Source organism: Bacillus sp. Au-Bac7, from assembly GCF_021341655.1.
In the GTDB taxonomy this organism is placed as follows: domain Bacteria; phylum Bacillota; class Bacilli; order Bacillales; family Cytobacillaceae; genus Niallia.
Window position 1 is genome coordinate 633,194 of sequence record NZ_JAJTTG010000002.1, and the last position, 14,298, is coordinate 647,491.

The 14,298-nt window shown below is 37.6% G+C and carries 12 protein-coding genes; all 12 read right to left on the reverse strand.

Annotated elements, in window-relative coordinates; genetic code table 11:
• The 12 genes from LXM54_RS11835 to LXM54_RS11890 all read right to left on the reverse strand — a co-directional run bounded on the left by LXM54_RS11835 (nucleotide 1) and on the right by LXM54_RS11890 (nucleotide 14,061).
• Nucleotides 1-2,199 carry an alpha-galactosidase gene (locus LXM54_RS11835; RefSeq protein WP_233315372.1) on the reverse strand — a complete coding sequence of 733 codons (2,199 nt, stop codon included), beginning with the start codon at nucleotides 2,197-2,199 and terminating at the stop codon, nucleotides 1-3.
• Nucleotides 2,200-2,218: 19 nt separating this feature from the next.
• On the reverse strand, nucleotides 2,219-3,241 hold the full coding sequence (locus LXM54_RS11840) for a LacI family DNA-binding transcriptional regulator (RefSeq protein ID WP_233315373.1): 1,023 nt from the start codon (nucleotides 3,239-3,241) through the stop codon (nucleotides 2,219-2,221).
• Between the two features lie 248 nt (nucleotides 3,242-3,489).
• Nucleotides 3,490-4,734: a sensor histidine kinase gene (locus LXM54_RS11845; protein ID WP_233315374.1), complete on the reverse strand. Its 1,245-nt coding sequence runs from the start codon at nucleotides 4,732-4,734 to the stop codon at nucleotides 3,490-3,492.
• A gap of 140 nt (nucleotides 4,735-4,874) precedes the next feature.
• On the reverse strand, nucleotides 4,875-5,318 hold the full coding sequence (locus tag LXM54_RS11850; protein WP_233315375.1) for a cell wall hydrolase: 444 nt from the start codon (nucleotides 5,316-5,318) through the stop codon (nucleotides 4,875-4,877).
• A gap of 173 nt (nucleotides 5,319-5,491) precedes the next feature.
• Nucleotides 5,492-7,033: an MFS transporter gene (locus LXM54_RS11855; protein ID WP_233315376.1), complete on the reverse strand. Its 1,542-nt coding sequence runs from the start codon at nucleotides 7,031-7,033 to the stop codon at nucleotides 5,492-5,494.
• A gap of 570 nt (nucleotides 7,034-7,603) precedes the next feature.
• Nucleotides 7,604-8,083 (reverse strand): hypothetical protein, encoded by a 480-nt coding sequence (locus tag LXM54_RS11860; RefSeq protein ID WP_233315377.1) that lies wholly within the window; start codon nucleotides 8,081-8,083, stop codon nucleotides 7,604-7,606.
• A gap of 166 nt (nucleotides 8,084-8,249) precedes the next feature.
• Nucleotides 8,250-8,453, reverse strand: a complete 204-nt coding sequence (locus tag LXM54_RS11865; RefSeq protein WP_233315378.1) for a DUF3953 domain-containing protein — start codon at nucleotides 8,451-8,453, stop codon at nucleotides 8,250-8,252.
• A gap of 639 nt (nucleotides 8,454-9,092) precedes the next feature.
• A complete protein-coding gene (locus LXM54_RS11870; RefSeq protein ID WP_233315379.1) occupies nucleotides 9,093-9,515 on the reverse strand; it encodes an OsmC family protein in 423 nt (140 codons plus the stop codon).
• Nucleotides 9,516-9,618: 103 nt separating this feature from the next.
• On the reverse strand, nucleotides 9,619-11,265 hold the full coding sequence (locus tag LXM54_RS11875; protein WP_233315380.1) for an FAD-dependent oxidoreductase: 1,647 nt from the start codon (nucleotides 11,263-11,265) through the stop codon (nucleotides 9,619-9,621).
• A gap of 27 nt (nucleotides 11,266-11,292) precedes the next feature.
• Entirely contained in the window at nucleotides 11,293-12,591 is a 1,299-nt protein-coding gene (locus LXM54_RS11880) for an arsenic transporter (protein ID WP_233315381.1), read from the reverse strand.
• A 14-nt stretch (nucleotides 12,592-12,605) separates the two neighbouring features.
• On the reverse strand, nucleotides 12,606-12,965 hold the full coding sequence (locus tag LXM54_RS11885; RefSeq protein WP_233315382.1) for an ArsR/SmtB family transcription factor: 360 nt from the start codon (nucleotides 12,963-12,965) through the stop codon (nucleotides 12,606-12,608).
• Between the two features lie 241 nt (nucleotides 12,966-13,206).
• On the reverse strand, nucleotides 13,207-14,061 hold the full coding sequence (locus tag LXM54_RS11890; RefSeq protein WP_233315383.1) for a YitT family protein: 855 nt from the start codon (nucleotides 14,059-14,061) through the stop codon (nucleotides 13,207-13,209).
• Nucleotides 14,062-14,298 lie beyond the last annotated feature (237 nt).

Here is a 14,298-nt window from a genome sequence, read left to right on the forward strand (position 1 = left end):
CTATAAAGCTTTCAAATGCCAGCAAAAGCTTTGAAAATCGCCTTGTATCATTTCAATAGGAATACTTAATCCGGCAAAAGCAAGTTCATCTCCACCGTAAACTGTGTCTGTGCCGTTTACTTGATACTCTTTATTTACATCAATCCCTCTCAGCTTCAAAACAGAAGCTGAAGCGGCTGGTTCTGCGAGCACTTTAAAGTAATAGACGATTACTTCCGTTTTTTCCTTATTAGTAAAAAGCCATGCTGTTTCATTTCCTTCAAAGGGGCTTTTCAAGCGGTAAAACTCACCAAACTGAATGAGGCTTCGGATTTCTTTATAATAGGAAACCTGATTTTTAACGGCGATTTTATCTTCTTCTGACAGCCTTGTTAAATCCAATTCATAGCCTAAGTTGCCTGACATTGCCACATCGCCGCGCATACTTATAGATGTAGTCCGCTGCACCTGATGATTAGGGACCGCTGAAACATGTGCTCCAATTGAAGAAACAGGATATACTAAGCTTGTTCCGTATTGAATCTTTAGTCTGGATACTGCATCCGTATTATCACTCGTCCAAGTCTGCGGCATATAATGGAGCATCCCTGGATCGAATCTTCCGCCGCCACCTGAGCAGCTTTCGAAAAGTACATGTGGAAAAGAAGCTGTTATTTCTTCAAGTATTTTATATAAGCCGAGCATATACCGATGAGCTGTTTCTCTTTGCCTGTCAGGTGGAAGAAGTGCAGAACCAATCTCTGTCATGTTACGGTTCATATCCCATTTCACATAGGAAATAGGCATATTTCCTAAAATATCACTAACTCGCTTCGTAATTTCTTTACATACATCTTCTCTCGATAAATCCAAGACCAATTGGTTTCTGCTTTCGGAGCTTTGCCGTCCCGGAACATGGAGGCACCAATCTGGATGCTCACGGTATAAATCACTGTCAACGGATACCATCTCTGGTTCAAACCATAGACCGAATTTCATCCCTTTCGCTTCAACATCTGATGCCAGCTTATTTAAGCCATTTGGAAGTTTACGATTATTGACAAACCAGTCTCCAAGTGATGTTTTGTCATTATCTCTTTTGCCAAACCAGCCATCATCGAGAACAAATAATTCGATTCCAAGCTCTTTTCCTGCTTCTGCAATTTCCAAAATACGCTCAGCAGTAAAGTCAAAATAAGTTGCTTCCCAGTTATTCACAAGAATTGGACGTTCTTTATCTCGATATTCTCCTCTAATTAAATGGGTTTGATACAGGTCATGAAACGTTCTTGACATGCTCCCAAGTCCCTCTGACGAATACACCATAACCGCCTCTGGTGCCTGAAAAGCTTCACCAGGTTCTAGCTTCCAGCTGAAATCAAAAGGATTAATCCCCATTGTTACTCGTGTACAGCTAAATTGATCCACTTCTGCTTGTGCCAGAAAATTACCGCTATATACAAAGTTAAAGCCATAAACCTCTCCTTTATCCTCTGTTGTTTCTTTTCTAAGCAGCGCTATAAACGGATTATGCTGATGACTGCTGGAGCCTCTGCTGCTTTCAATGGATTGGATACCATGGCGGAGCGGCTGTCTTTCAATATGTCTCTCCCTAACATGAGCACCATGTAAGTGCAGAAAATCGAAATCGGCTTCGCGGAAGTCTACACATAGACTCTGCACATTTAACAGCTTTAAGGACTGCTCGCCGTCATTAATGATTTTTACAGATCTTGTAATCACATTGAAGTGTTCAAATACACTGTAGCTCAATACCACCTGTAATCCAATAAGCTCATCGACCATCGTAATTTCGAGTGTTTCTGCTTCCTCTTCCTTCTCAACAAAGGTAGCCGGCAATCCTTCTAAAGGCTTCTTTCCTTTATAGATTAAATGTGATTGATACCGCAAGTCAGTTATAGTTGAACCGTTTTCGAGCTGAATTTGATAGCTGGGCTTTCGAAAATCTGAATTGCCGTACTGTGGGTACTCTAGCGGCAATGTATCTAGTGAGAAGGTTCGATCCTCTTTATGCTGATATGGGTTCCCAGAAAAACCGCGATCCATGAGCTGCAGAAAATTAGAATGGCGGTATTCCTTTACCTTTCTTCCCCAATAAAGATGCAGCAAATAGCCGTCTCTGGCAATTTCCATGACATAACTTGTGTTACGTGCTTGCAGATGAAAAATTTTCCTGTTCGAATCAAACAAAATACCCATCAACTCTCACTCCCCTATATTAGTTCAAACCTTTTACACTTTCGCGCAAAATCAATTCAACAGGTAATGTCACTTGCAATGGTATTATTCTCCCGTTCAATTGATCATGCAGAAGCTTAACAGCTGTTTTCCCCATTTCCTCCCCATGAATCTTTACTGTAGAGAGTCTTGGATTCATAAATGCTGCTGCTTCAATATCATCAAAACTGATAACAGAAATTTCGTCGGGAACCTTTATGCCTTGTTCATGCAAGCAGCTGAGCACACCTAATGCCATCGGATCACTGGCAACAACAATGGCTGTTGGTCTCGGAGTTAAGTTAAGCAGCTTTTGTGTAAGAGCGTACCCGCCTGTTGGCCCCCAATCTCCTTCCAATATCCTGCTTGCTTTATTTAATTCCTTCTCTTTTAGAAAATTTTCAAAGGCTTTTCTGCGCACATCTATCTTGTCCGTTGTTTCAAGATTACTGACTTTAAATACCCTGCCCTCGCCTCCTATATAGGCAATATCAGTATGTCCGAGTGTTAGAAGATGGTCTAAAACCATGTTTGTAGCACAAACGAAATCGGAAATAACAACATCCACATTTGCATTTTTAGGAATCTGATCAACAGCAACTATATGCTTCGCTTCAGGATAGATTGTCTTCAGGTCAGCAATATCGACATCGCCTATAACAATTAAGCCATCTAAGGAGTCGAGACCGCTTCCTGTAATCTGGTTTTTGCCTATAATCATAGTGGAAGCAAGATTCATTGAATACTCATGGCATATACCTTCTATACCAAGGCGAATTGACTGAAAATAAGGATCGATTGTTTCATCATTCAGAATGATAATGCCTATTTGATAGGTACTTACTGCTTTTATTTCCTTCGTTTGCTTCTTTCTGGATGGCTTGTAATCAAGCTCATCAACCACTTGTAACACCCGTTTTCTTGTTGCTTCTGTTACAGAGAGGGTCTCGTCTTTATTAAGTATTCTGGAAACTGTCGCCGTGGATACATTGGCTTTTTCTGCAATATCTTTGATTGTTGCCATGCTTTCACCCCCTTTTTAGTAAATTTAACTAAAGTCTTTAGCGAAAATATAACACAGAATACGCTTACACACAATAATATTCTGAAAAATTTAGCATTCTAGCTATTTTCTAAGTAAATAATCGATAAAACCAGCCAATATTTTATTATTTATTAGTAAATTTATAGTTATGTTTACTAAATATAATTGTAAATCCACTATAAAACATCATAAAAAAAGCATTCCTTCACAAAAGGAATGCCTCTCTTTTATATTTCACTAAAAGTAATATGGAACATAGTTCCCCTTTTTTTGTCGCTGGTTACACGCCACTTTCCGCCTAATTCCTTAATGATTTGCAAAGTGACCATCAAGCCTAAGCCTGTCCCTTTTTCTTTTGTCGAGTAAAAGGGTAATCCAAGCTTATCCAGCTGGTCTGCAGACATCCCTTCTCCGTCATCACAGATAAAGATATGGACTTCCTTTTCGTTTTGCCGAATGGATACTTGAACGTTTTTAGCCGCTGCTTCTATAGCATTTTTGATGAGATTCACAAACATTTGTTGAATCTGCGCTGAATTGCCCATAATGACTGCTCGCCCTTGAATCTCAAAAGCAACATCCACATTAAACAGCATCGCATAAGAAGAAAGAGAGCTTATTGATTTTTTTGCTTCTAGCTCCAAATCAAGGACACTATGTTTCTTTCTGCTTTGGCTTTTTCCTAACGATAAATAATCAGAAATAATTTCATTGGCTCTGTTCAATTCTTCTAAACTTATGTTTAAATATTCCTTTTGCGGAGCTGATAAATTGTCTGCTTTCGTAAGAAGCTGCAAAAAACCTTTAATACTTGTCATCGGGTTTCTTATCTCATGAGCAACACTTGCAGCAAGCTCCCCGACAACTTGCATTTTTTCATTTCTTTGGATTTCTTTTCTTAACAGCATTTTTTCCCGGTGTGACTCAATCAAATAGATAGAGAACCAGGCAAGAAGGCCGTTTACAAGAACAAAAAGACTATAGTTCAATAATGTGGTCATTGTCGTTAGGTCTTTCCCAAATAACAATGCAATGATTGGCAGCATGGCAGATGAAAAAGAAACGAATAAAACGGATAAATAAATCTTCTTTTTCACTATTAATGTATGAAACTTATTTTTAGTCCAAAAAATAAATACCACCGAAATAAGCATTCCAATAAAGGAAGGAACCATACCGATTCCTCCATATAACAATCGAACAATAAAGAAACAGACGGTTACTAGAATTCCGGCATAATTACCGCCATATATAAATGCTAAGTACCACGGCACCATGCGCGAATCAAGGCGGATGCCATCAAGAATAATGGAAAAACTGACAGAAAGCCCCATCGTAATGGCACATAATATACCCCACAGCACGTTCTCTCCAGCTTTATCACCGCGGTCATTTGATATTACTAAATAAAGAATAATAGGTATTTGAACAATCAGCATTTGTAGCAGCAGCTGGTCATATTGAAATTGCATTGTTTTCTCCTAAATTGTAAGCTTAACATTTCTCATGTTTTTACATCATCATTATATACATATACTAACAAAATAGATAGTGAGATTATGAATGCAATACACAAAGGGAATATCCTGTTATAGGAAACTCCCTTCAAAATTCAGCCACCAGTATAGACACTTTCACAAGTCCCTGCTTTAGGTTCATAATAACAATGATTTTTATATTGACCAGATTGAGGCTGACCGTACCATGTCGGAGGGCATGGAGCATATGGATTGAAATACCAAAGAGCAAACTTACCTGGGTGATCTCTCCAATAATCTAAGTTCATTTTAGCCAATTTTTTTTCGGCTGTTCTCGCTCTTTGATAAAAAACATTTCCCTTTTGAACCGCTTCAAAGGAATAGTTATTACCTTGCACTTGATAAATGACTTGAGGTATCGTTCTTAATCCTTCAAAATCAGAACAGTTCGCTTTCAGACGATTGACAATAACATTGCCAACATACAGCATACCTTGCTGGCCTTCACCTTCTGCTTCTGCTCTCATCATTCTTGCCATTAAATCAACATCTGAACTTTTGTAATTTACACGCGGCATTTTCTCACCCCCAAAATATAGTATGAAAAAAACCGCCTAATGATGTCATTGTTTAAACCATAGCGATTTGTTTTCGCTAATTGATGTTATTAGGTGCATCAATTATCAAATCAAAAAAGAACTGCCCAGATTGTCCAATCCAAAGGCAGTTCTTTTTTAACTGAAAGGCAGACTCAGCTGCAGGCTGATTTTATTGGAACTTCCTTCTCATCGTCTTCCCATATATCGTCATATTTGTATCCTGTTAATGCTTCCACGACTTCTCGTGTTTCTGGATCAACCTCTTTCTTTGAACCGTTATTTTTTAATCTTTCGATTTCATCAACAAGAATCTTATGCGTCTTCTTGTTCAATTTAAAAGTGAACACAACCACTAATGCTGCGATTAAAAGCAAGGCTGAACCAAAAACTAATGTGTAAACAATCGTGTGCACTGCTTGAGGAGATTGTGTTGATTGGCCTGCAGTAAAACCGCCAAATTGCAATACAATTCCGACAAAAAATGTAGCAAGGGCAACCGTGCTTTTACGAGTAAATGTCATCACAGCAGCAAATACCCCTTCACGACGCTGTCTTGTGACAATTTCATCTATATCAGGTATGAACGGAAAGACATTCCAAGGCGTAAAGTCTAATATCGCTCTACCAACTTGGTACAATGCTGAAATAATAAACACATACATAATCATGGATTCAGGTTTCATTAAATACACAGCATAAAACGCAGCTAAACAAACAATCATCGTAAGATATGACACTTTATATAAGCTGTTTGGACCGAACTTAATCATCAGATATCCAGCTAAAATAGTAATAGGAACTCCAATAATACTCAGTGACAGCATGTCCCCTGCCAGAGAAGAGGAAATACTTAATGCAAAAACACAGAAATACACAAATACTGCATTAAAAACATCCTTCGCCGTATAGGAGAATAAATAAATCATTAAATGCTTGCGGAAGCTTTTAATTTTTAAAGTAGAGAAATAAACCTTAATAGTTTCACCAAATGCTGCTAATAATTCCTTGGCACCTTTTCTATTAGTAGTTTCTCTGCTAGCAATCCATTCTTCTTCCTCTTCTGGAGTTAGCGTTTTTTCCCATGTTACTTTATAAGATATAAAAATACAGATTGCAAAAATAATAGCGAAAAATACTGCATTAATGAAATAGGCATACCCATTATCTTCTCCGAAAAAGGAAATTAGTCGTCCCGGAATAAAAGTGGCCAGAAATACACCTAACCCTGATAAAAACATTCTTGCAGTAGATAATTTTGTACGGTCATTAAAGTCTTTTGTCATCTCTGATGGCAGTGTTTCCCACGGAATCAGTACTAAAGCCATCACAATTTCAAACAATAAATAGCTTAATAAATAATACCAGTAATTCATCCCCGTTATCCAAAGCAAAATATATGTAAACATTAAAGGAGAGCCAATTAAAAGAAAGAAGCGTCGTCTTCCAAATTTTCTGCCTATTTTATATTTATAAAGGTTATCGGTAATGCTTCCAATTGCTAAAGAAACAATCGCATCAACAATGCGGGCAATAGCAATAATCGAGGCCCCTTCAACAGGAGTTAAACCGACAAATGTTGTATAGTAGTATAACAGCCACGCAGATATAATGGTAAAAGCCCCGCCTCCCATAATATCCGTTAATCCGTAGCCGATACTTCGTGGAATCGTAATTTTCTTCGTTGTGTTTTTCATATAAGCTCCTTCCCCCTGCTAGAAAAAATGTATGTGTAGAAGATTGACCGGTCTTGTATGCGTACGCTTTTTTATTTGTAGTTACTTATTCCCAGGTAACTTGCTAACTAAACAAAAGTTTAATAAAGCAGCATTATAAGGTTGTAACTCTATTTGAAGACAATTCTTATATAGGAATAGAATTATAAAGAAGAAACATACTAACTAAAAATATGTAAGGGTGAGTTATGTGCTTTATAAAAATATTTCTAAAGGCTTAATGGTAAGTACCATCTTATCTTCCTGTTTCAGTATCGCTATTATTATTTTTTCGGTGTATCATCATTTTACTGTTTTGTCTCACTTGCAACGAAATAATAAAATGCAGTAAAAACCGGCTTTTTATGGTATGTAAATTGTCTATAAAAGCTACGGAAAAGGTGCGCTTATAAAAAGCAAACCTTTTCCTGCAAGAGAAGGATCGTGCGAGGGTTAATGTGAGAGGAGTATAAGAAGAACACATTAAAGAGGAGAGTCCCAAAATCAGTTTGGAGAAATGTTGTAATCTATTTAAACAGCAGGTTAATTAATTTAAGCTCCTACTGAAACAAACTTAGCTTCTTTAACTGGAATACGGTATAGAATACCGGAAGCCAAAATTAACGCAATTGCTTCTTTAGCGTCTTTAATGATTCCTTGGAAGATTCCTGTAATAGCAGGGGTTGCATGGTTGTCTGTATAAACAGTTACAGTAGTTCCGACTGCAACTCCAGCAAAACGTCCTAGCTTTACAATTGGAAGGTAAACAGCGTGAAGTTTCATTGCTTCTTCTTCAGGCAGTTCTTTCATCAATGCCATTGTATCATCTCCTTTTACATGATTTACAGGAGGTGCACACAACTCATCCTCAAGTTGCTGGACAACTGCATGATCTTTTTCAAACTGACAGTTATCCTTTGGCTTGTCCATCATTTCACACTTGTCCGCTTTTGGAGGATGAGGACGAGTATGCTTTTTGTTTTTATGATTCTTATGCTTTTCAAACAACATTACTTCCAAAGTAAATTTCATGGTACTCTCTCCTTTCACTAATGAATTCTTTTATACAATACAGTATATTATTGCTTGTCCTTAACAGAGATAACATTTCCCCATGACAACATCCATTTTTTTGAAAATAGTAAAAATACATAAAAAAACAGCCACTTTTCGAGTACTCGAAATGGAAGCTGCTCATTCATAATATCCCCTTCAGACTAATGCCAATAATAAAGAAAATACCAGCCAGAATATAGATCCATCCCATTGCTTTATTTTTTAAGTTGATATTATCAATCCCAAACGCTATCATTGCTGTACTAAAAATTAGAAATGCAATATTATAGTGAAAAAACACCATAATCAAAGATATGGCTGAAAGAATTAGTCCCATTTTCCCCATCAAATTTGCCTCTTTCTTAAATATAAGTTAATTACTCTTAAACAAGAAAAACCTCCACGTAGGACAGGTGTAAGTTCCTCTAACTTTTCTATAACTCACTATATTCATACGAGAGTTATCCTTGTAATTATAACATGGAATTAATTGTATTTTTTTAAAGAATCCTAATATTAATTTACCTTATAGCAAAATAACCTATTACAGTGCCTACTCTTTTTTAAATTGGAACGATACCGTTCTTTCTTCACTAGTGCGCATATCCTTTATTTTATAATTATTCCCTAATAAAAATATCCTCCAATGTCCTTCTAATATCCCTTCTTAATCGTTCCTTTTCTGGTAAGTAATCTTGTGTGCCTTTTACATTTTGGTAAATCATTTTTTTCATTTTTATAAGCCCCATTTTTTAATAAATAAAAAAACCGCATCAGATCTAAGTTTTCAACTTAATCAATGCGGTTTAATAGTAAATAGCCTTCCTTTTCTGATTAAAAAATCAAAATAGCAAGGCTAATTTTTATGATGATGTTTTGGAGACAGGCAGGAATAATTGCTATAATCTTGCATTGTTCTCACCTCTTATCCAATTAAGGTAACATAATATAAGATGGCTAACAACAGATTCAACTAAATTTTTCCTTAAAGCTGTTTTCTCTCTGCTCCATTCAGCGTGTAACTAACAGCGATTTCTGCATTTAGTGAGTTAGATACAGAGCAGTATTTATCCTTTGACAGTTTAATCGCACGCACAACTTTATCTTCAGGCAATTCTCCTTGAAGTGAATAATGGATATGTATACCTGTAAAGCGCTGAGGATATTCCTCTGCCCGCAAGCCTTCTACTTCCATTTCGAATGAAACAATCTTCAAGCGCATTTTTGTCAAAATAGAAACAATATCAATACCTGTACAGCCTGCGGTAGCCTGCAGCAGTAATTCAGTCGGTCTTGCGCCTGTATTATTGCCGCCGGATTTTTCTGCTGCATCCATGATAATCTCATGCCCAGAAGGCGTTTTACCTGTAAACGCCATCTGTCCATTCCATGTAGTTGTTACTTTCATGCATTCACATCCCTTACTATTATTTTGACTTTCTTATAAGTATTCCCTAAAGGTTATGTTCATACCGTGATGATGTGATTTTCTTATAACAAGTAAGCAATCATTATTGCTTACTTGTTATAAAGCTTTGATAGTTTTTATTTCCGCCAGACAGATTATATAGATCCGTAAATCCTATATTGCGAAGAATATTTTGCGCTGCATTTCCAGTGACTCCACTGTTACAATATGTTACAGTAGGCAAGCTTGGATCTAAGTCCTTGCACTTTTCTCGTAAACTGCCAAGCGGAATATTAATTGCCTTGTCTACCCTCGATACATTGAATTGCTTTTCTGCTCTTGTATCGATGATTTGGATAGTCTCTCCTGCTGAAACTCTTTCTGTTAACTGAAGAGGTGTCATCAATTTATTCTTCTTTTCGATCGCATTTTGCAACGCCATTCCTATGTACATAACAGGGTCCTTCGTTGTACTGAATGGAGGAGCATATGCAAGGTCTAGATGAAACAAGTCCTCTGCTTTTGCTTTAAAAGTCATCGCCGTAACAAAAACATCAAGTCTTTTATCTACGCCTTCTTCTCCGATAATCTGCACACCTAGAACTCTGCCAGTTTCTCTGTCTGCAATGGCTTTAATCACTAATTCCTTGCCGCCAAGATACTCTGCTCTTGCTGGTTTAATATTATGAAGCACTTCAATTGTATAGCCTTCTTCGAGCGCTTCTCGTTCATTCATTCCAGTCTGACCAACAGCGAGGTCAAACACTCTCAATATGCCAGTGCCTAATATGCCACGATGTTCTAAGTTTCCTCCTGTGATAACATCTCCGGCTATTCTCCCCATCTTGTTGGCAGTGCTCCCTAATGGACGATATAATGGTTTCCCTGTAAGAACAGAATAACTTTCTGCCACATCGCCAACGGCATATACATCCGGTAAGTTTGTCTGCATTTTTGGATTAACCGCGATTGCCCCTGAAGACCCAAGCTTCACACCTATGCTTTCAGCCAATAGAGTGTTTGGACGCACACCTGTTGCGAGTAAGACTAAGTCTGTTTGTATTTTTGTACCAGACCTTGTTATTACTTCCTGCTTGTTTATTGCTGTTACTTCCTCATTTAATAAAAGGCTAACTTCTTTATTTTTAAGATAGTCTTCGACTCTTGCAGCCATATCCTTATCCAAGTGGCTCATGATGTGATTGCCTCGTTGTACAATTGTTACATCTAAGCCTTTCAGTTTAAGCTGTTCTGCCATTTCTAATCCAATGTATCCTCCGCCAATAATTGTAGCTTTTTTCGGCTGGTTTGCTTGCATATATTGATGTATAGCAGCCGTATTTTGGATTGTCCTCACTTGAAAGACATGCTCCTCGTTTACACCTTGAATAGGCGGTGTTATTGGTGAAGCACCGGTTGCGAATACTAATATATCGTAGTCATCTGTTTTTACTTCACTTGAATCAAGATTCTTAATCTCCACTTGTTTTTGTTCAGCATTGACTGAGATAACTTCATGACGAGTAAAGATATCCACGTTGTATCTCTTTTTAAACCAAGCAGCATTTCTTGGCGTTAATGTTTCTATCTCCTCTATCTCTCCTCCAAGAAAATAAGGAATTCCGCACGCTGAATAAGAGATATCATAGTCTGCATTATAAAGGGTGATGACAGCATCTTCATCATTTCTTCTTGCCTTTGCCGCAACAGAAGTACCTGCTGCTACAGAGCCTATTATGATTATTTTCATGATATACCCTCCTGTTTTAAACTTTCTTTATGAAATGATAGTTAGCCATAAGTATAGGCCGATAAGTGTAACCAGCAAGGTTGGCACAGTTAAAATAATACCTGTTTTAAAATATGCTCCCCAAGAAATCTTCACATTTTTTTGGGATAGTACATGCAGCCATAATAAAGTAGCTAATGAACCGATTGGTGTTATTTTTGGTCCTAAATCAGAGCCAATAACATTTGCATATATAAGTCCTTCTTTAATTACTCCCGCTGCATTTGTATCCGCAATTGCCAACGCATCAATAAGCACAGTAGGCATATTATTCATAATAGATGAGAGAATGGCTGCAATAAAGCCCATACTGATTGTTGCGACAAATAAACCCTGGTCTGCAGCTGCCTGAATAACACTTGAAAGCAAGTCTGTCAATCCCACATTTCTCAGCCCGTAAATGACTACATACATACCGATTGAGAAGAATACAATCGCCCACGGCGCTCCTTTGACCACTTGTTTAATCGAAACAGCCGGGCTTCGTCTCGCGAATAATAGGAAGATTGCTGCGATTGCAATTGCAATGAACGAAACCGGGATAGAAAGATATTCACTTCCAAAATAGCCTATCAGCAATACTGCCAGTATACCCCAAGACAGACGAAACATTTCTTTGTCTTTCAAAGCCTCTTTCGGAGCTTTAAGCTGGCTCCTATCATATGTTTTTGGAATGCATTTGCGAAAATATAAATATAGAACGATAATGCTTGCAAGTAAGGAGAAGATATTTGGAATAATCATCCTTGAGGCATACTCTGCAAACCCAATGTGAAAGAAGTCAGCCGAAACAATGTTCACTAAATTGCTTACGACTAACGGCAAGGAAGTAGTATCTGCAATAAATCCACTTGCCATAATAAAGGGAAAAACCATGTTCTCTTCCAGCTTTAACGCCCTCACCATCGCTAACACGATCGGCGTTAAAATAAGGGCGGCTCCATCATTGGCAAACAATGCGGCAACAATTGCACCAAGTATGGAAACATAAATAAACATCTTCAGGCCGTTTCCTCCCGCAAACCGGGCCATATGTAAGGCTGCCCATTCAAAAAAACCAATTTCATCTAGAATGAGCGAAATAATGATAATGGCAATAAATGCAAGAGTTGCATTCCACACAATCCCAGTCACATCGACAACATCATGGAAGTCGACTACGCCTGCAAGCAAGGCTAAGACAGCCCCTCCACATGCAGACCAGCCAATTGACAGATTTTTAGGCTGCCATATAACAAATGTAAGTGTTACTAAAAAGATAATAATAGCTAAAAATATTTGCAGCAAAATGTTAACCTCCACTATATACAAGTAATTCTAAGTCCACTTTCTTCCAGCCAGTCCAATTTAGCCTGCTGACTTGGAACATGCTCTAATAAGTCGCTTATTAACGGATAGCAGTTACTAGCCCTATTAATAGAATAAACGACCCATTGTCCCTTTCTTTGCTCTTTTACGAGCCCAAGATCCTTAAGCTTTCTTAAATGCTGACTAATTGCTGATTGGGACATATTAAAAATATCAACAAATTCACAAACACAGCAATCCTGACTTGACAGCATGCTTATCATGGACAATCTTGTTTTATCCCCTAACAGTTTTAAGACAAGTGCCGTTTCCTCTATAGCTGCCTTATTAAAAGAAGTACCCTTATTTGTCATTTTCAAGCCATCTCCATTCTATCTGCACAATAGGATATAAGCATATGCTTATATCCTAAATTACATTATCATATGTGTCAATGACATTTAGTTTTACCTATTGTCAGGCTTCATAATTAAAACATTACATTAATTTATAGAACTATTAATGCCGAAATAAAAAACTGCCAGCAACTATTATCTTTTGACTGGCAGTTTATGAATGTTTTTTCAGAAAACCTTCTGATGCCCTGCGGGATACTCATCCCTTCCCTAAACTAAGACTAGGCGGCACAAACCCTTCTCCAAATACTTCAGTTGCATCACTCATAATAATAAAAGCACTATGGTCAATGCTTTGAACCAATGTTCTTAATTGATTTACCTTTGCTGTATCAAGAACAATCATCAAAATGATTCTTTCTGTATTCGTATATCCTCCTGCACCTGTCAGTTTTGTCATACCTCTGTCAAGTTTATGTAAGACAGCATCGCTTATATTTTGTTCATAATCTTTAGCTGTTATGATATAAGCAATCTTCGGTCGCTTGTGTTTCCCTTGAACAACATCCATTGTTTTGCGTGTTACAAACGCCCCTACAAGAGCGTATAATGCATTCTCTGCTGAAAACACTAAACCGCCTGCAACCATGACAAGAGCATCTAAACATACAATAGTTGTACTATGCTTAACTGATTTATACTTATACAATAACTGGGCAATCAACGTAAACCCGCCTGTATTACCGCCTGCCCGAAACACTATTCCAAGCCCTATTCCTACTCCCAATCCACCGAATATTGCAGCCAAGAGCGGATCGTTAGTTAACACCGGCATGCCGCTTGTAAGCAATACGAATAACGGTATTAACAGTGATCCAATAACGGATTTCAAGAAAGAATTCTTTCCTAAAAAATAAGAGCACACAAGCAACAAGAGCATGGTCGCTACCCATAACAGCATCGTTGACGGCATATGCAAGATAGAGCTTAGTACTAGAGCTGCACCTGTTAGCCCTCCTGATGCAATATGATTTGGCCCTTGCAATAACGTAAATGATAAAGAAATGATAAAAGTCCCTATTATTAATAAAAGGTAATATTTTAATTGCTTCATATTATTTCCTCCCTTTCATACAAAAGCATTATAAACACAATTTCACTTTAGCGCAATAAAGTGAATTAACGCTTTCATGTATTTACACAGCTTTGCTTTCCTGCTTTTATTTATCAAAGCAAAAAAGGAGATGTGCAGTTCACGCACACCTCGTGTATTAAAGGAGTTTAGGTTTGTCATACATAGAGATATGTGATGAATTATCCTGATACTATCCTATTCATCTTGTCCATTCTT

Coding starts and splice junctions, on each gene's coding strand:
- LXM54_RS11835 (WP_233315372.1), bottom strand. CDS start 2,199: ATGGGTATTTTGTTTGATTCGAACAGGAAAATTTTTCATCTGCAAGCA.
- LXM54_RS11840 (WP_233315373.1), bottom strand. CDS start 3,241: ATGGCAACAATCAAAGATATTGCAGAAAAAGCCAATGTATCCACGGCG.
- LXM54_RS11845 (WP_233315374.1), bottom strand. CDS start 4,734: ATGCAATTTCAATATGACCAGCTGCTGCTACAAATGCTGATTGTTCAA.
- LXM54_RS11850 (WP_233315375.1), bottom strand. CDS start 5,318: ATGCCGCGTGTAAATTACAAAAGTTCAGATGTTGATTTAATGGCAAGA.
- LXM54_RS11855 (WP_233315376.1), bottom strand. CDS start 7,033: ATGAAAAACACAACGAAGAAAATTACGATTCCACGAAGTATCGGCTAC.
- LXM54_RS11860 (WP_233315377.1), bottom strand. CDS start 8,083: ATGAAATTTACTTTGGAAGTAATGTTGTTTGAAAAGCATAAGAATCAT.
- LXM54_RS11865 (WP_233315378.1), bottom strand. CDS start 8,453: ATGGGGAAAATGGGACTAATTCTTTCAGCCATATCTTTGATTATGGTG.
- LXM54_RS11870 (WP_233315379.1), bottom strand. CDS start 9,515: ATGAAAGTAACAACTACATGGAATGGACAGATGGCGTTTACAGGTAAA.
- LXM54_RS11875 (WP_233315380.1), bottom strand. CDS start 11,265: ATGAAAATAATCATAATAGGCTCTGTAGCAGCAGGTACTTCTGTTGCG.
- LXM54_RS11885 (WP_233315382.1), bottom strand. CDS start 12,965: ATGACAAATAAGGGTACTTCTTTTAATAAGGCAGCTATAGAGGAAACG.
- LXM54_RS11890 (WP_233315383.1), bottom strand. CDS start 14,061: ATGAAGCAATTAAAATATTACCTTTTATTAATAATAGGGACTTTTATC.